The sequence below is a fragment of the Pseudoalteromonas piscicida genome, assembly GCF_000238315.3.
In the GTDB taxonomy this organism is placed as follows: Bacteria; Pseudomonadota; Gammaproteobacteria; order Enterobacterales; family Alteromonadaceae; genus Pseudoalteromonas; species Pseudoalteromonas piscicida.
In genome coordinates, this window is the sequence record NZ_CP011925.1 from 542,763 (window position 1) to 561,648 (window position 18,886).

Annotated in this window: 12 protein-coding genes; 2 read left to right on the forward strand and 10 right to left on the reverse strand. The window is 43.7% G+C overall.

The features are described 5' to 3' along the window. Window positions 1-26: 26 nt before the first annotated feature. The 4 genes from PPIS_RS21975 to PPIS_RS21990 form a co-directional block, all read right to left on the reverse strand. Entirely contained in the window at window positions 27-947 is a 921-nt protein-coding gene (locus tag PPIS_RS21975) for an acetoacetate decarboxylase family protein (RefSeq protein WP_010379321.1), read from the reverse strand. Between the two features lie 229 nt (window positions 948-1,176). Beyond that, window positions 1,177-1,722, reverse strand: a complete 546-nt coding sequence (locus PPIS_RS21980; RefSeq protein WP_010379320.1) for a GNAT family N-acetyltransferase — start codon at window positions 1,720-1,722, stop codon at window positions 1,177-1,179. Between the two features lie 55 nt (window positions 1,723-1,777). Beyond that, on the reverse strand, window positions 1,778-3,832 hold the full coding sequence (locus tag PPIS_RS21985; RefSeq protein ID WP_010379317.1) for a S9 family peptidase: 2,055 nt from the start codon (window positions 3,830-3,832) through the stop codon (window positions 1,778-1,780). 134 nt (window positions 3,833-3,966) lie between these two features. Continuing rightward, the gene (locus PPIS_RS21990; RefSeq protein ID WP_010379315.1) at window positions 3,967-4,272 is read right to left on the reverse strand and encodes a hypothetical protein; all 306 of its coding nucleotides are present in this window, start codon (window positions 4,270-4,272) and stop codon (window positions 3,967-3,969) included. 96 nt (window positions 4,273-4,368) lie between these two features. Between PPIS_RS21990 and PPIS_RS21995 the strand changes: the two genes are divergently transcribed. Beyond that, window positions 4,369-5,274, forward strand: coding sequence for a LysR family transcriptional regulator (locus PPIS_RS21995; protein WP_010379313.1), 906 nt, complete (start codon window positions 4,369-4,371; stop codon window positions 5,272-5,274). Here the strand turns inward: PPIS_RS21995 and PPIS_RS22000 are convergent. Further along, window positions 5,257-7,857 (reverse strand): TonB-dependent receptor, encoded by a 2,601-nt coding sequence (locus PPIS_RS22000; RefSeq protein ID WP_010379312.1) that lies wholly within the window; start codon window positions 7,855-7,857, stop codon window positions 5,257-5,259. The two genes, PPIS_RS21995 and PPIS_RS22000, sit on opposite strands and share 18 nt — an antisense overlap. A 99-nt stretch (window positions 7,858-7,956) precedes the next feature. Between PPIS_RS22000 and PPIS_RS22005 the strand changes: the two genes are divergently transcribed. After that, window positions 7,957-10,062, forward strand: a complete 2,106-nt coding sequence (locus PPIS_RS22005; protein WP_010379310.1) for a winged helix-turn-helix domain-containing protein — start codon at window positions 7,957-7,959, stop codon at window positions 10,060-10,062. 477 nt (window positions 10,063-10,539) lie between these two features. Here the strand turns inward: PPIS_RS22005 and PPIS_RS22010 are convergent, their stop codons facing one another. The 5 genes from PPIS_RS22010 to PPIS_RS22035 all read right to left on the reverse strand — a co-directional run bounded on the left by PPIS_RS22010 (window position 10,540) and on the right by PPIS_RS22035 (window position 18,814). Continuing rightward, the gene (locus tag PPIS_RS22010) at window positions 10,540-11,550 is read right to left on the reverse strand and encodes an IS110 family RNA-guided transposase (RefSeq protein ID WP_039956069.1); all 1,011 of its coding nucleotides are present in this window, start codon (window positions 11,548-11,550) and stop codon (window positions 10,540-10,542) included. Between the two features lie 81 nt (window positions 11,551-11,631). Continuing rightward, entirely contained in the window at window positions 11,632-12,960 is a 1,329-nt protein-coding gene (locus PPIS_RS22015) for a TonB family protein (RefSeq protein ID WP_010379369.1), read from the reverse strand. 257 nt (window positions 12,961-13,217) lie between these two features. Next, window positions 13,218-15,794 carry a TonB-dependent receptor gene (locus tag PPIS_RS22020; RefSeq protein ID WP_010379367.1) on the reverse strand — a complete coding sequence of 859 codons (2,577 nt, stop codon included), beginning with the start codon at window positions 15,792-15,794 and terminating at the stop codon, window positions 13,218-13,220. 443 nt (window positions 15,795-16,237) lie between these two features. Then, window positions 16,238-17,464, reverse strand: coding sequence for a threonine/serine exporter family protein (locus PPIS_RS22030; protein ID WP_010379364.1), 1,227 nt, complete (start codon window positions 17,462-17,464; stop codon window positions 16,238-16,240). Between the two features lie 339 nt (window positions 17,465-17,803). Next, the gene (locus PPIS_RS22035) at window positions 17,804-18,814 is read right to left on the reverse strand and encodes a LacI family DNA-binding transcriptional regulator (RefSeq protein WP_010379361.1); all 1,011 of its coding nucleotides are present in this window, start codon (window positions 18,812-18,814) and stop codon (window positions 17,804-17,806) included. Between the last annotated feature and the right edge of the window lie 72 nt (window positions 18,815-18,886).

Consider the following 18,886-nt stretch of genomic DNA (forward strand, 5'->3'; position numbering starts at 1 on the left):
TAAGCCTCTGCCTATACTAATGAAGGTTACCTATCGTAAAGTGGTAGCGCAACGCCTTCAACGTTAGTGAATTCTAATACCGCGATAGGAGTAAACTGCGTTTTGCGTAAAAATCGCGTGGTGACACTTTTTGGTGAGTGAATCGTAAACTTACCAACGAAAGGCAAGATCCAGCCGCTAGCTGAGGTCAATACGCCACTGAGTTGAGGGATCTTAGACTCATCGGGAAGGTTAAAGCTGGGCACAACATTGTCACCGACTGAGTACAGTGGCGTGTTTGTGCCAATTTTGCGCTGATATTCAGCACTGAGCAAAGGCTTACCATTTTTCTTGGCCAGCTCAAGACGATGTGTATTTTCACTTAGGGTGATGTCAACTTGGGCCAATTGTTTGGGGTAACCCCATATTTCACCGGCCTCAACCGCTTTCGCATTGTCCAGCATCAAATGAAAGTTGAATGAGGCGTAGTCGTGAGGGAGCCCCATCGACTGCTTTTCAGCATTGGCAGTATTGATAGTTGTAAATGCAGCCATTGCATAGTTTACCTGTGCTTCAAGGGAGTTCAGGTCGCTTGGACAAGGTAAATCGAGATCTGGCGCATTTCTGCGTTGAATAAAAAACGTCGCGACCGTTTCGTTGTATGCTCCTGCTGGACTTTCTGTGATTTTTTGAGTGTAAAAAGCCGCAATACCTTTTCCGGAGCTTTTGCCATCACATTTTGGCGTAACAACTTTCCAACCGTCATTCCATAAAAATCGTTTTGCTCGTTTTGCATTAACTAAACCGAGGACTGCACTGGTTGCTTCTCCCTTGACATGAAAAGGGACAGAGATTTCAGTGCCGTCATCCAAGTATTTTATTTCAGTGGTTGGGTATGTATTTTCGAGGTCAAAGGCGAGAGTGTGGGCGCTAAAGATGAGTCCTAGCACGACTGCATTTTTTATCATTTTGCTTTCCTTAAGTAGTGAGATCAACAAAGTAGATTGTCTAATTCAAGACAAGTTGAGTAATTGTTTCCTTTTTAGGGATGTTATGTTAACAGCGGAGTGTGAAAAATCAAAGTGCTTTAGTTGATAGAGTATATTGGTGGTTAGCTCTCAAAGCGACATTAAGTATGTCGCTGATTTAAAGTGATTAAGTAGCTAATTTAATTTAGGGAAAAGGCTATTAGTTTGGTTAGTTTACATCGCTTGCAAGTAAGCCATATAGTGCAGAGTCTGAAACTTCGCCAGCAATTTCCCAGCGAGCACGTAAGTGACCTTCTTTAGTAAACCCAAGTTTTGCCAGTACTTTGGCTGAGCCGGTATTAGCGGGATCAATCTCTGCTTCAATACGCCTTAACTGTAGTGTTGAAAAAGCATAGTCAATGAGTGCAGAGCCTGCTTCTTGAATGACACCTTGTCCCCAGTGAGATTTGGCAATACCAAAGCCAATTTCGGCGCGACGTGACTCTTTATCCCAGCTAAATAGTAAACACTTGCCAATTAATGCTTCATCAATTTTTGAAACAATGGCCAGTGTGATCGCTTGTTGCGTAGTCAAGTCTTCGTGTGATTGCTTGATAAATTGCGTTGCATCGTCAAGGCATTCCCAAGGTGGCGTGTTCCAATAGCGCATGACGCCTGCGTCCGAGAATATGGCAAATAGTGCTTCGGCATCTTGTAAAGTTAGGGGTCTAAGTGTGAATCGCTCTGTGTCGAGTTTGATTGTAGTTAAATGCAATATCTTTTTTCCTTGATAAAAAAGGGCGCAAATTAGCGCCCCTAAGCTTGCTTACTTATTTATTCGCGTCTTTAACGGCTTTTAGCTTCGCCGCGTGGTCAATTTCATAATCTGGCATGTCTTTTTTGCCTTCGATTAGGTAGTTGTCCATCCAGCGCATCAAGCGCAAGCTGTAGTCATATTGAGCCGCTGCTTTGCGGTTACCGTGACCTTCGCCTGGATAGTAAACTAGACGTACGTCTTTACCTTGCACTTTCATATAGCGATATAGCTCCATAGATTGTGCTGGGTGTACACGCGGGTCATCTTTACCATGCATAATTAGTAATGGCGTCTTTGATTGACCAGCCCAGTAAATCGGACTGCGCTCTAGGTACCACTGCCATTTATCCCAAGGGTAAGAGCGAGCGTGCACTAGGTACATTTCGTTTGAGATATCGGTAGTACCAAACTTAGATAGTTGGTTAGTTACCCCAACAAACATCACGCTTGCCGCAAAGTGTTCAGTTAGTTTTGTAGCACCCCAAGCAGAGGCATAACCGCCGTAAGAGCCACCAGTAATACCAACACGCTTGGTGTCTACTAAACCGGTATTGACTAGGTATTCTTTCATATCTACTAAGTCGTCAAACTCTTTACCTGCGTAGTCGCCTTGGCCAAGTTTTGAGTAATCAACGCCTTTACCTGTCGAACCACGGTAGTTTGGATAGAATACCGCATAGCCGCGTGCTGCGCCCATTTGACCTGGATCTGAATAGCTCGTGAGCCAGCCATTCTTATCGTGGCTTTCAGGACCACCGTGCACTGACATGATCAGTGGATAACGCGTACCTTCTTGATAATCAAGTGGATAAATTAATACGCCACCAATTTCAACACCATCGCGGGCTTTGAAGTTAATAGCCTCTTGTTTTGCAAAACGTTTGTTGTCTAACCACGGGTTTGAGTTTGATAGACGAGTTGCCTTGCTTGAGCGGATCACAAACACTTCATTTGGGTGCTTAGCTGTATTCGCACGTAGGGCAATGGTTTTGTCTGAATCAGAGATTGATAGATTCGATGCGATAAACTTACCTTCTTTGATAAGTTTCTTGTATTTGTTTGAGCCAACTTTAATTTGGCCAACAAAACTTTCAGCGCCGACGTTTGCGACAAAAGTCAGCTGGTTCTTACGGTTTGACCACTCAAAATCACCGATGTGACCCATAAAGTTTGGGATCCACTCTTCTACTTTGCCGCTTTGTGCATCGGCAAGGTACAAGCGACCAGTTGCCGGGTCGTGCTTGTCTTCAGCGCCTAAAATAGCGATGTATTTACCATCGTGAGAAAACTCTGCGGTACCAAGCTTACCTTCTGTTTTGAATGACGTGGTAATTTGTTGTGTTTTCGCATCAAGTACATGCCATTGTGACTTCATATACTTGTCATCAATAAGCGCTGTTGGCTGGGTTTTTACCAGTAATTTAGAGGCATCGTCAGCCCAGTTGATTTCACTAACATAGCCTTCGATGTTCAGTGCCGCTGGAGTCAGCGGTTTTTCTGATGCTGTAAGATCAATGATATGAAGCTGTTTGTTTTTTAAACCCAGTTCATACACTTCAGCCATAAAACCAAGCTTTTTCAGCTCTTTTTCTGACTTATCGGCAGCTGGCATTGCAAGGATCGCAACCTGTTTGCCATCAGGACTTAGGCTATAAGCCGAGATCCCAGTTCCTTTTAGTGAAAGCACTTTCTGTGCTTCCCCACCGTTTACCGCGATGCGATAAAGGGCGCGTTGCTTGTCTTCTTTTTTCTTGGTTAGGAAATAAATGAACTGACCGTCGGCCGACCAAGAGATGCTTGAGATGCTCACTTTACCGGTGATAAATGGGCGCTCTACACCTTCGTCGTCAATCACATAAAGTTCACTGTAATTCGAACCATTTTGGTCAACGTAAAGCTCGCGCGGTACAGAGCGAGTAAAAGCAACGAGTTCGCCGTCAGGACTCACCGACGTTGAGCTTACCGATTGGATCTTTGGGATGTCTTCAATAGTGATGGTATCGCTTGCGAGGCTTGCAGCACTGGTGAAGCCCATTGCTAAAGCCAAAGCAGACTTAAGTAGTTTCATTATTTATCCTAAATTTTCATTCACTTGTTGTAACTTCAAGATGAAGTTTTTAGGCATTCTACTTGTCACCAGAATAAAAACCAATGTTTGCGATTAATTGTCGGTTAAGCCTGATAAAGTGAAGCAGCTATCTTTTATAGGCCAAAATTCAGCACGCCTGAATAATCAGCCTGAAACGGCATAAGGTGATTAAGTGCATACGAAATGTTGCCTTTGTCATCCATGATGTAGATAGAAGCACCACAGTGTTTGCAAAAACCATGCTCTTGAATGGTTTGAGCTTTCGAATGCGGCACCACAAATCGTTCGAGAGATTTACAGGGATTTTCGATAAGACCATGAGCCTGAATAAACTGCACACCAGCGCATATTTCGTTGGCTGTTGTCGTGGTGAAAATACGATAGTGGATCTGGCCGCAGTGGCACGACGTGGTGATCATGTTGATGTCCTTTATTTTCTTTTGAGTTAAGTTTACTTTTTATTTTTAGTTAATATATATTCATTTGGTGTAAAGACTTTTTCCCAAGAGGAAATAATGAGAAAGGAATACGATAAACTTCACTTACTTAAAATATTATGTTGTGTCGCTGAGCAGCACTCCTTCAGCCGAGCTGCAGAGCAGCTCGGTACCACGACATCAGCGGTGAGTAAATCGATAGCTCAGCTAGAGTCGTCTTATGGACAAGTACTTTTAAATCGAACAACCCGTAAACTCGCATTATCTGATGCCGGTAAGTTGGTGTACGAAAAAGGGAAAAAGATCCTTCGCGCGCTACGCGATTTGGAAGAAGAAGTCGAACAGGTTGGAGTGCATCAATCTGGTCACCTAAAAATAACCTTTCCAAATACGATAGGGCGTATGCTACTGAGCCAAATTTGTATCGATTTTCAAAAGCGCTATCCGCAAATAAAGTTAGAGCTGATGTTTACCGCAGCAAATCAGGATCTTATCGAAGATGAGATTGATGTGGCTTTTAGGCTGTCTGCTGCACTCAAAGACAGTCAATTTTATGTTTTGAAATTAATCAATATAAACTCGACTTTTGTAGCCACGCCGAGCTATTTGGCCACGCACGGGAAGCCCGAGCAATTGAGCGAACTGAGTCGGCATAACATGTTGTTATCTAAACTTAATCATGTTGAAGATAGTTGGCATGACGGAGCTCGAAGTTATGCTCTGCAAGGTAATTTGATAGCGAACAGTCGCTTTCACATTCGAGAGGCGGTGTTGGCAGGATTGGGGATTGCCATGCTACCGTCTTATTTCTGCCAACGAGATATCGATTCGGGCGCTTTGGTTGAACTGTTCCCCGAGCAAAATAGACCCGAAGTTACTTTGCATGCCATATATAAAGTGAAACGAGAGCATTCTGCAAAGCTGGACCTATTCTTAGGGTTTGTACAGGCGCAATTATCATGCAAATCAGAATTGGTATCTTAACCCCGCGTAGTAGCGCCGACCATTCACATATACCCCTGTTGGTGCGTACTCATTGCGATCATAGGTATAGATTTGTTCGTCGGTTAAATTAATAAACTCAAATTGCGCATCAAGGTTATCACTTAATTTCACCGTGAGGCTGCCGTCTAATTGGCCGTAATTATCCATCATGGTCTCTCCTACACCGGTGGCAAACTGGGTTCGATAATTATAGCTAAGCCGTGCGCTAAATTGGTGGTTCTCGTAGTAAGCGGTGAGATTAGCGCTGTGTTTTGAGGTGCCTGGCACTTTGTCCTGTAAGCCAACGTCAGCGTTGTCACGTTCGCCATCAACGTAGGTGTAATTGGCGATTAACCCAAATCCGTACGCAAGTGTCTGCTGGTAGCTTAGTTCAACGCCACGGATACTGCCGCCAGCGCCATTACTGGGTCTATCGATAGACATCAAAATGCCTTCGTGACGCTCAAGTTTCCGCTCAAACTCAATAAAAGACTCCACATCCTTATTAAATAAGGCGATTGAGGCGAGTCCGGCATCGTCAAAGTACCACTCAAGGCTGGCATCAAACTGCGCCGCTCTATATGGATCTAGGCTGGCGTTACCACCTTGTCCTTGAGCTTGGGTCACGTTGTAATTGGTTGAGGGCATAAGGTGGTGAAATTGCGCTCGTGACATGACGCGCGCAACGGAAAAACGGCCAACTAGACTCTCGCTTAAATCAAACTTGATATTGGCGCTGGGTAGAATATCGATGTAATCCCGAGATTCTTCATGCCAAACATAGCTGTCGGGCGCTTCGATGGGGGAGGCGACACGTTTAAATGCGGCAGAGTCTTGAAAGGTTTTGACCACCCGTACCCCAATGTTGGCTGCATAGGATTCACCAGCGAGTTGCATTTGACCGTAAGCGGCGGCGGTTTTTTCTGTAATATGAAAACGACTGGCCTTTTCTATCTCTTGTTCAAAATTGAGCGTACCGAAGTCTTTGGCGAGCAGCGTAATATCGGCATAACTGTAGTTTTTTAAGGTGTTTGCACTACCTACGCCGCGCAAATAATCATCCACAAAAGTGCTCGGATAGGCGGCCAGTGTAGTGCCAAGCTCGCCGGCTAAACCATCAAGCCCTCCATCTTTGGAGCGATAGCGCAAAAAGTCCCGTTGATGATCCTTGAGTTTAATGCCAAATTTAATCGCGTCGACCTGTTTAAAGTCGATATCGTACGCAAAATCGGCTTGCGCGAAGTATGATTTATCTTTGCCATCTTGGCTGTCATTTCGAGCTTCGGTGATAAACCAACTCGCCGCATCTAACGGTGAAGTCCCATAACTTGCGACGATATTTTTTCGCATTGACGTATCAACGTGAAAACGGGTATTAGCAGAAAACTGTGACGTGACGTCTTCTTTGGTGCCACCTGAGCCGTGGCTTAGGCCCACTTGAAACTGGCTCGACCAATAAATGCCATCATAGACCAAGTCTAGATGGGCACTTTTGGTGCTGATCTGCGAGTCTCGCCAAATGGCTTCCATGCTGGTATTGAACGGCGCTGCTGTGGGTAAATAGTTGGCGCTCACCAAAGTACCATCTTGTACTTGTAAATCGGTTACCCCGCCGCCTAGGTCAATAGACTTTGCACTTTGCCAGAGAAAGTTTTGATTGTTGTTGTCTGCGTTTAGGTGAGAATAAAGTAAGTGACTATTTAACCTAAGTCGTGGGGAAAGCTGAAACGCGGCATTGACTGTATAAGCCTGCAACTCTCTTTGCTGCTGAAAAATCGCCGAACCCCCACCTCCAGGAAACCATAACGTCTGGCTTTTATCTTGTGGGGTCTGCTGGGTGGCGTACCAAGTATCATCATCACCTTGGTATAACGTCCTATCGTGCCATCCCCAAGATTCTAAGCCGTCGCGTCTGAGACTGCGATCTCGCCGTGTTGCAGTAAAAAGCACAGCATAGTCGCCACTTTCGCTATGGTAGTTATAAATTGCAGATAATTGTGGGTCGAGTTTATCGCTCAAGTCACTGTATTGGAACTGGGCCGTTACAACGCCATAGCCTGAAGACGTAAGCAGAGGATCGCGGGTTTTTATATTGATTGCACCACCTAATGACCCTTCATCCTGCATAGCTTGTGGTGTTTTGAACACCTCAAGGCTAGAGACTATTTCACTGGGTAATAAAGTAAAATTAAAGCCACGGCTTGGCTGACTTGAGATCCACCAGTCAGCGGAGGCGAGATATTGACCATTCAAATAGGTCCTATTTTGCTCGGGGGTTGTGCCTCGCACGCCAATCCGTTCACCTTCACCTTGTGCTCGAGAGAGTGAGATACCGGTGATCCGTTGCAGCGCCTCTGCCACGTTTTTATCTGGAAACTTACCTATGTCTTCAGCACTGATCGTATCTGAAACTTGTTGATTGTGGCGTTTATTACTGAGAGACTTGACAACGCTGTCATGGAAGGCACGGATTTCGATGCGTTCTATGGTATTTTCAGCTGTCTGATTTTGCTCAACGGCATAACTTGCAGCTGTGATAAAGAATGCGCTACAAGAAACTGTTCGGATGAGAAATTCTGACATTGTGCTCAACTTATAATACGAGTAAGTTACCTTTAGTTGATACTCATAATACGCTTTTATTACGAGCCTAACCATAGTTTTACAAATTTTTAGTAGTTGATGGTTGAAAACTTAGATAAACGTTTTTTAATCAATGAGATACTTGTCGACCTGAGTAATTTATCTGTGTGTGTTGACGGTTCTTGGAGAAGCATCGAAGCGAAGCATGCGGCATTATTGCGTCTATTGATTGCTAACAAGGGACAGGTTGTTACCAGAGACGCCATCTTAGATATCGTATGGCCCGGTACTATTGTCAGTGATAACTCTGTTAGCCAGCTGGTGGTACAGCTACGTAAGCAGCTTGGTGACAGTTCAAACGAGCCAAAAATAATTAAAACGGTACCACGCCTAGGTTATCAATGTATTGCACAAATTGAAAAAGCCCCGACGCTACTTGAGCAAGTAGAGGAGCTGTCTCGTGGGCGTGGCGCACAATTTGCGCTGCTCGGGTTTTTTATGGGTTTTGTGGTGACTTTGCTTGGCGTTTTTATTGCTAAGCAGTGGCAAAATGAATTGCAACAGCTGCCCGTCACTGCAACTCGGATCACATCCTCGCCGGGTGCAGAAGTCTTTGTGCGCTTTTCTCCAAATGGTAACTATTTAGCTTACAGCTATTTAGCTGAGGGAGCCGATCAATTTGATTTGGCGGTCTATGATCTTGAGACCAAAACAACCCATACGATAAAAAGCAGCGGTTATAGTGAAGAGTCGGCAAGTTGGTCTTTAGATGGTAACTGGCTGATTTATTCGCGCTCGGATCCGGTTTCATGTGAAGTACGGGCGTTACACGTTAAAGGTCCAATAGAAATGTGGCGACTAGCGCGCGATAGCGTGCTTGGCAGCTGTAATAGCGCACAAGACTCAGCGCCTTGGCTTGAATATCGAGCGGGTCATTTTATCACTAAGTCTTGGGATAAAGGTGGGACCTATTTGCAATCTGTAGCGGTCACTTTTGCGGATAATCATCCTAAAGTGCTCAACACTACGGCGTTGCCTATTCGCGATGTAACTCATTATCAAGTTAACCAACAAGCGCTGTTGTATCAGGTAAAAGAGCAGGGCGTTTATCGGCTTAATCTGGGGCAACTTGGGGACCCTGAAAGGCAAACTACCACACTTTCCAAGCAATCTTTTTCGGCATTGAGTCATGGTTATGAGGACGATACGGTTATTATCGGCAAACAAAACTTGAGTGTACTAAAAGGTCGTGAGCAGCAGTTGATATACTCCGGATTTGGTTCGATATCTGAGATTGATGTTAATACGCATTTGCGTGCTTCGGCACACACTGAGGGCGTGGCTGAAATTAACTTTTATCAGCTCGCTGTAGATGCACATAGCGAAGCACAGCAAAAGCAGTTGACGTCGCCCGCAAGGATGGATCTACTTGCCGCTTTGTCTGATGATGGCGCACATTTTGTATATGCTTCGGTGACAGCCAAAAATAATGATGCGCCACAATTTGAGCTGTGGCATAAACATGCTTTTCGGCCAACATCGAGTTTGCTTGGTACGATGCCGCTGGGAGAAGTGCCTATTTTGCTCTTGCTGTCGCCTAATAACGAATATCTCGCCGTATTATCAAAGTCGCATAAAGTGTATTTAATAAGCTCTTTTACTAAAGAAGTGAAAAAAGTAGTTGATAACTTTGCAGAAGTTGCTGACTTGCATTGGTCACAGGATGGAAGAAACCTGTATTATCGAGCGAAGCTCTCGACAGAAGCCAAATGGCAGGCATGGCAATTTACCGTATCTCAAGGGCGCAGTGAGCAACAACCTCTGGTGACTCATTCGTCTGATTTATCCCTGACCCAGAAGAACTCAAGCTTTGTGGGGTACAAAGAACAAGTTAGGGAATACCTAGTTGCTGCGCTGACTGAAACAATTGATGTAGAGCAGTTACGTGGGTCTTTATCTCTTTACCAGCCAGCAGTATACCGAGACGGGGTTTATTTTGTACTGAAACGAGGTCACCAATTGGTGCTTTATCGCTATTTAAGTAGTGAAAACAAGGTCGAAGAAATTCAACCAATTGGGTTACACCTTTATGCGGGGTTTACCGAGTTACAGGTACTAGCAAGCTTTGATGGCAGTCAGGTCATATTCAATCGGATCAACAACTATGAAAGTGACATAGTATTACTGGAGTACGGTGACCGATGAAGATATCAATTTTTCGAAGCTCAGGTTGGGTACAGTTAGTTAACCTGAGGTTTGGATAAGGAATGTTCCAACTCATTGTTGCTAAAGCACAACTTAGTTTTTTCCTTGTCTAGCCAGAGAGTTTTAGGGAAAACAAGGCGAATTTACGCACCAATAGCTGGCTATTGGAAGTGAATTCAACGCAGTTAGCGCTAAAACTGGCTGCTAGAAAGGCATTAATTATCCGCAGCTCATATATGGTCTCCTCCCTTATTGCAAGGTTTCTTTAGTAAATAACAGGGACAGGATTGCTGTCATATATACGGTCTGTTAATGAGTTTTATTTGAAACTCTGACCTAGATGTAAATCGCGCATATTGCCCTAATCAGGTTATCGGTATTTAGCTACCCCTGAGCTCGACAGGTTTTCAATATGCCGGTTTGACCTGTTATGTCATCTACTTCAGTCACTTTCGCAATTCGGTGAAAGAAATCTACTTATCTTGCTTGATATGCCTCTTTTGATACTGTAATTGCCCAGGCCACTCTAGCCATTTTATTGGCATAAGCGACACAGGCTTTATTATGCCCTCGCGTTTGTACAAGTCGATTTATCCAAAGACTCAGTTGGTCTGTTTTATACTTTGCTCTCGATACAACCGATTTCGCCCCTTGAATAAGTAAACATCTCAAATATCGATTACCACGCTTACTTATCCCGAGCAAAACTGATTTTCCACCCGTACTACGTTGCTTGGGCACGAGACCTAATGAGGCTGAAACATCTCGCCCTTTTGTATAACCACTACCATTCCCCACTTCGTTAAAGTAACTACTTGCAACTATTGGCCCTATGCCCGGAATACTCTGTAAATTGACGCATATCTCATTGTTTTTAACTTGCTCTTTTATCTGTTGATTGTACGTTTCAATACTTTCATCAAGCACTTGTAGGAGTTTATAGAGTTGGCTAAGCACTTGTTTAAAGCTCGCGGTCAATACTCGCTCCTCACCTAACAAAGCAGCCACTTCTTTGCGAACATTTTCGATACCTTTAGTAATGGCAATGCCGTACTCAAGTAGCAAACCTCGAATTTGATTACTCAGTGCTGTTCGTTGACCAATTGCAAGCTCTCTCACTTTATGGATTGTTTGACTATCTTGCTGCTCTAATGTTTTCACTGGAACTGAGCGAATATGTGCCTGCTGTGATGCAATTAAAATTGCATACGCATCGTTGTAATCATTTTTATTCCCCGTCAAAAATGGCTTCACGTGTTGTGGTGGTATGAGCTCAACTTGAAAACCTAATTGGCTAATTTCACGACCCCAATAATTAGAGGTTCCACACGCTTCCATGACTAATTTACAATTTGGCATTTGTGCCAAATAAGTCAGTAGTTGACGACGTTTAATAGCTTTCTTTACTACAATCTTATTGGATAGGTTACATCCAATAAAATGAAAAATATTTTTTGCGATGTCGATACTGATTGTTGTAATCTGCATTTGGTCTTCTCCCATTTCGATTGTTTGCAATTCAATCATGGCACACCGATGCCGAGTGTGGGAGGAGACCATTACATCAGGTTAGTTAGCTAGTTTTTGCTGGAATAAGCGTATTGCTTTACTACTCCAATTGCGCTGTGATGCCGACTTCAATGCTTGTGAGGCAAGCTTCTTGGCCTCTACTTGATTATCTGTAAGTTTGGCAGACAGTAGCAGCAGTTCAGGGTGTTCGGGATCGATGGTGAGACCATGGCGGAGCCAAGTCTTGGCCTGAGTTTTGTCGTTGAGACGAGTTAAATAAGTGTTTGCTAATAAAAGAGTGGAGCGCAAATGGCCATTATTCGAGGCCTCTATAAGTACTTGTAGCGCACGTGGAGCATCCTGCTGCTCTCCCTTTGTAAGCAGTGATCGCGCTAAGCGATATTTTGCGATATCCATGGTCTGTGCTGCGTGTTCTAGCCAAAGTACACTAAGTTGATGCTCTCCCACATTGATAAGCTGAGTTGCTAAGCGATATTGTGCCAAGTCCAAGCCATTTTTGGCTGCGGCTAAATACAGCTCATTTACCGGCTCTTCAGAGCGCCAGTGATAACGCAGCAGCTGATACGCGTTGTAATCTTTCATACTCAACCAGTTAGCAATATAGTATTGTACTTGCGCCACACCACGCTCTGCAGCGTCAATATTCTTCCTTAGCTGTTTTTCGTAGGCCTTCTTTTGAATGGCTAAGGTTTCGCGATATTGCTCGCCTTTATATGTCGCAAAATGGTAAATCAAGGTGTGTGCTTGTTTTGGACCACTATAGCGCCACTTCTCTACCGCATTTAACAGGCTAGCGGTGAATATATGCTTGGGATAGCTATCAACAACCTCAATATTGGTTGCCTTACCGCTTTGGTCGATATCAAACTCTAACCAAACCCAGCCCTCAACCCCTTGCCGTACGGCCTCATCAGGGTAGTCAGGTAATACATCATGAGTTTTACTCGGCGTAGAAACGATATTGGGTTGTTTGAGCCGGGCAAGGGTTGAATCAAGTAAGTAGGTGTCTGCTAAACGATTTTTTTGAAGTGTTACGAAATCCTTTAAGCCACTTTGGTCGTCGGACTGTTGCAAAACGAGTTGCGCAGTTTGAAAGGCTTCAGCAATACCGAATTCTTTAGCCAATGAAAACCAAGCAAAGGCATTTGCGGCACTTTGTTCGGTTCCTTGACCGTACAAATACATCACCCCAAGATTATACATGGCGTCTGCATTACCTAACTGAGCTAGGCGATTGAATTCAGAAAATGCAAGAGTGAATTCTTCATTCTGATAGGCGAGGGTAGCATCATAAAGATCGGCTTTTGTCTGCCAACTTATACTCAGAAAAAATGAAAAAATAAGCCCAGAAATGAGATTGTTGCGCATTTTATTGATTACTCATCCTCGGACTGCTCTTTGGGGTTGCTATGGTCATTTTTAATAGGCTATATAACCACAATATAAGGGAAATTTAAATAATAAAAGCTGATAGCAAACGCTATCAGCTTTTTGGAACTCCGGGCAGGGAGTTTACTAAGTCGAACCTGTGTTAGCTTGGAAGCGACTTAATTCGAGTCTGAAACTATGTCTTTACGACTAATAAGACCAGATTTAGTGGTAAAAGTTTCATTCGCTATTCGGTGTTAGAAGTTAAATCTAACCCCCGCGCTAAAGCGCCTTCCATCGGCATAGACACCCGTTAGTGCTTGCTCAACTCCCTTTTCCTGATAGCTAAATGTATGTTCATCCGTCAAGTTGATGGCCTCAAGAATAAATGCCACATTCTCGTTGTAGTTATAGGTAAGGTTGGCATCTACTTGACCATAATCGTCAATGTATCCTGGCCAGTCGCGACCTGTATCATACCCTGTTCTGAAGTTGTATGAGATACGGGCACTAATGAATTCGTTTTCATAATAAGAACTCAAGTTAACGGTATGCTCAGAGTTGCCTGGGATGGTGATGTCGTTACCTTCATCATCTTTGGCTTCACCATCTACATAGGTATAGTTAGCGGCAACGCCAAAACCTTCGTACAATTCTTGTTGATAACCGACTTCCAGACCTTGAATACGACCCGCTTTACCATTAACTGGACGGCTGATCAGTACCTCTTTACCTTCGTGAGTTTCAAGTGCCGGTTGGCTCTCGATAAACGACTGAATATCTTTGTAGAAAAATACCGCAGAAAACAGACCTGCGTCGCTAAAGTACCACTCGATACCGGTATCAAACTGCGTCGCTCTATATGGGTCGATGTCAGGGTTACCGCCAGTGCCGGTTTGTGTTTCTAGGTTGTATGAGGTTGATGCGGTCATATCGGCGTAATCTGGGCGAGACATAACTCGTGCCGCAGAAAAACGCATTAATAAATCGTCATCTAAGTCAATTGCCAAGTTAATGCTTGGAAGAATGTCGAAGTAGTCCTTTTCTTCCGTTGTCCAAACCTCAGAACCTGACTCACCTGCAAACGCGGATGAGGTTTGTTTGGTATTTACAAGTCTTACACCTAAATTACCGCGTAGACCATCTGCATCCAGATTCGCTTTAATGTAGCCTGCGGTAATTTTTTCATTGATATCGAAAGTACTGGCCTTCAATACTCGGTAATTCCAACCCAGCGCATCACCTTCTTGGCGTATTTTGTCTGAATCAGTGATTGCATAGCTGCGCGTTGTGCCTGCCGAGCCTATACCTGAAAGGTAATCAGAAGGCATGGCTTTGGAGTAATCAGCCAGACTCCAGTTTAAGTCGGTACGATTATCCGTTGTGTGTTTGGTATTAAAACGACTGTGATCACGATATTTAAAGCCTATCTTGATTTGGTTAAAGATAGCGACATCAATTGGGCGTTTAAAATCGGCTTGAAAATAAGTTTCATCATCTTTCACATCATTGCTGTCATAACGTAAAAAGCCTAAATTCCATTTATCACCATCGTTTGGATCGGCGGCATAACTGGTTTTTACGTCTTCCTCTTGTGACGCATCAAAGCTGTGAACATAGTTGCCTTCCCAACCAACGGAGCGATCCGCTTGTGAACCACCCGAACCTTCTGTGTAACCTAAGTGATACGAAGATTCCCAAAGTTGCCCTTGATGTTCAACTTTTAAGTCGTACGATTTGGTTTTGAGCTCAGAGTTACGTACTTTGGTCTCATCCAGAATGTTATTACCATCTGGTGATAAGCCAAGTGTACCGCCGACGGCCATCTTGCCAACTACGGGGTGGTCGATAACGGTAATGTCAGTATATTGTGAGCCGCCGTAACCGGGTAACCACAGGAAGTTTTGGTTTTCATTATCGGCTTCAAGCGTAGAGTCTAACGCATTGAATACAATGTCCATATTTTCACTTGGACGATATTGCAAGGCGAGGTTTATACCCGTGCGCACGCGCTGCTGTGAGAACATTGCAGAGCCGCCACCGCCAGGGCTGTAGACATTGTCGACGACGGTACCGTCTTCAAGTGTGATATCACGATAGGTCCAAGACCATGCTTCAATACCATCACGACGCAAGTTACGTTCTTGGCGCACGACAGAAATTAAAGCGCCAAAAGATTCATCATCGGTCTTAAAGTTGTACATAGCGGAAAGTTGCGGGTCGGTTTCACCTGACACCTCGCTGTGCTGTGCGATAATTGAACCTGCGATTTTATTTGCTTCTAAATCAAGCGGCTTACGTGTTCTAACAATCACGGTTCCACCAATAGAGCCTTCGTCAATATCGGCTTCTGGTGATTTGTACACTTCAAGCCCTGAAATGATTTCAGAGGGTAACATTGTATAGTTAAAACCACGGCTCGCGGCTGAGTTAGTCCACCAATCCGCTGAGCCAACGGCTTGACCATTCAATAAGGTCCGGTTTTGGCTTTCACCTGTGCCTCGAATGCTAACGCGCTCACCTTCACCAAAACTACGCGTGATTGAAACACCGGTAATTCGTTGTAGTGATTCGGCAACGTTTTGATCTGGAAATTTACCAATGTCCTCGGCGGTTACTGCATCGACAATGGCGTCAGAGTATCTTTTTGTATTGAGTGATTGAACAACGCTGCCACGGATCCCTCTGACTTGAATAACTTCAACTTCACCATTTTTAGCTGCTTCTTGATTGTTGTTTTCTTCAGCGAGTGCTAGACCCGGTGCAAAAAGTACCGAGCCGAGCAAAGATTGGCTGATTAATACAGTTAGTTTTTTCTTATTATTGCGAAACATAAATTCCCCTTGAGTGCATATACCAATTAGCCTTAATACTTGCTCAGTTTGAAGGAGTAAATCTGACGCTAACAGCGTTAAAAATTTCTTATTTAGAGCAACTAAATAGCAAAATTTTTGCCTTGTTATCGACAAGATTTTCTCGCCTCAAAATAGACCACTTAATTAAGACAATTGGTATTACTTGTGATTGAGAGGTTGACCTCGAGAAAGATTAAACACCAGCGGGGTTTGTTAAATCTTGAATTGAAATGAATAGTTATGAATTTGGAGGTCTTTTACTTTGTATTTTCTTATTTTATTGAAATTTATAGATATAAAATAATTTTTTCTCGGTGGTTTTCGGTTCAAGTTAAGTTTACTGGAGTGATTTCACTTTGTTTTTTGTTAACATTCACAACTGCAAAGAACTGGAAAGGCGACTTTCCAGTTCTTTTTGTGCGTTATAAGCTCTTTTTGGGTGGCAGCACAACGTTTGAGAAGATAAGGCCAGCGATAAGAGACATAAATATTAAGAAGGTTTGTTGGCCAATATGATCCGCATGAACAAAGCTTTGGCCTTCGATCAGTGAATTAAGTCCAATATAGGTTTTAGAACCAGGTACTAACACAATTAAACCTTGCATTGCCACAATGGACGCAGGGGCATTTACCACACGGTTAAATATATTACTAAAAACTCCCACTGCAAATGCACCCACAAAAGTACCAAGCGCATAATCAAAGTAAACAGCAGAACTGATACTGGCTGCGTAGGCGATAAAGCCTGATGCGAGTGACCAACTTGCATGGCGTAACTTTGTTCTAAAGATAATAACTAGGCTGCTACAAAGTAATAGCACTGCAAGCCAAGCCGTCCAACGTGGTAATGGTGATGGTTGTATAAAATCAACTTGACCAAAAAACGCAAACCCTAAACTGATCCCCAAAAATGCACCGAAGTAGAGCTTAAAAAGCAACATAATAGAGTCCATGACTCTTGCGGTGCCTGACACTAGATGACGAGCCGATAATTCAGCAAACCCAAGCGCCAGCGCCAAGCCCGGTATAAACACGATTATGGCCGAAAGTACCACCAAACGGATGTTGATCTGTGGGTCAATGTACACAGATACTGCACAAGCAGCAACCGCTGATACGATGGCGACCAAAGGTTCAAGCATATGTGTTACACGTTTGGAAATGCTAGCCCAAAGCACGAATAAGTAGACCACAAGCGATAATAGCGCCGACCACCATATGTCATTCCAGCTAGTCCCCATCAGCATTGCAAACGCACCGCCTGAAGTTGCAAATGCGAGACCCGTCATTAACTTATTATAAGGGGGCTTAGCGTGCAAAATGGCTTCAAGGCATAGCTCGGCTTCTTGGATCGAAAGCTCACCAGATAACACGCGTGTTGCGACGTCATCCGTATCTGCCAATGAACCTAAATCATGGTCGCCAGGGTCAACACGTGCCACATGGGTATATTCTTCTTCATGACCTTCGGTCCAAATCACAAAAGTGACAGACGTCGGAGACATGACAAAGGAAGACTTTAACCCTAAGTGAGTGGCTACTTCCATTAAGTGTGCTTCGAGTCGATAGGCAGGGGTACCGTATTTGTGAAGCATTTTGCCTAACTTCACAATAAAGCGGCGTTTCTCTGTAAAGGTTGCGTTATTCAACGAAAGAGAACCTTAAATATGTAATACCAATTCTACTGAATGCAGTAAATTGGCGAAAATGTTAAAAAAGTATGGTGTTTGAAATTAAAAAAATCAAACTGAGCTCATCATGGGTACGCGCTGCTAGTAAGGTACATATCATTGCTTTTACTAGATTTTAGTTATGTTTTTACACACGAATTTGATATTCGCAACAGACTATTTTCATAGGTAAATTTGGCGGCCAAGATTGCTGCGAATTCTATCCAGATTCTCAGTAATGTCTATAGTTTTGGCCGCAAATATTTGCATTTTTTATAAACAGGTCATAGCGCTACATTCATTGCTAAATGCTAAGAGTTACGATGATTCTCTGATCTGTAATGAAACATCCACCAAGGTTCTAACGGCAGGTTGTGATTTGTTTAAAATTTCGGACAGTGTATGGCATGTCCGCTTACCGATGTCGTCGGCATCAATTCTGACACTCGTTAATGCGGGCTTCATCAGCTGGGAGTCTTGCAAGTCGTCAAAACCGACAACTTTGATGTCTTCACCAGGTACCAGCCCGTGTTCGCGCATGGCTTCAATTGCACCGTATGCAATGACGTCACTAAAGCAAACGATAGCTTTTATCTCTTTATGGTCGGCGATGAGTGTATTAAACGCTTCCCGGCCCCCTTGACGATTGGTTGGAGCTGCGATTGCGGGTTGCGCTTCATTTAATCCGTTGAGTTTTAGAGCGCTTTGGAAACCTGACAGTCGCTCATGGTAATCTGAGATTTCGGGAGTACCACCGAGAAAAGCAATGTCTTTTATGCCTTGCTCAATGAGGTGAGTCGTTGCTAGGTGAGTCCCTTTTTTATTGTCAGGTAGAATACAGGGGGCTTTCGCGAAGGCCACTTCACGCATAATAGTAATAACTGGAAATCCAGAGTCAGCCAATTGGTCCAGCCACTCTCGTGGAGTACTTGGTGCAGGCACCATAACAAAAGCACAAACGTTGTATTCTTTAAGTGTGTTAACCACTTGGCGTTGGCGATTAAAGTCTTCGCCTGTATTTACCAGCATAGGCACCATACCTAATGCGTAAATATGCTTTTCTAATCCAACAGCAAGCTGAGCAGAGTACGGGTTAGTTAAGTCGTTGATAACAACCGCAACAAGATTAGACTTTTTACTACGTAGCGCTGCTGCGTCGCGATTATAAACATACCCCAGCTTTTCGATGGCTTTTAGTACTTTCTCTTTGCTTTTATCGCTGACTTTATCGCTATGCGTTAGGACAAGGGATACTGTTGATTTAGAAACTTGTGCCTCTTCGGCAACATCAAAAATGGTAACCTTAGCGAGTTTTTTATCGTTGTTCATGCTAATTCGTATCAATTATGGCTGGTTAAGTGACTAAGTGTACATCAAGTTTTCATCGCATTAAATCGCAAA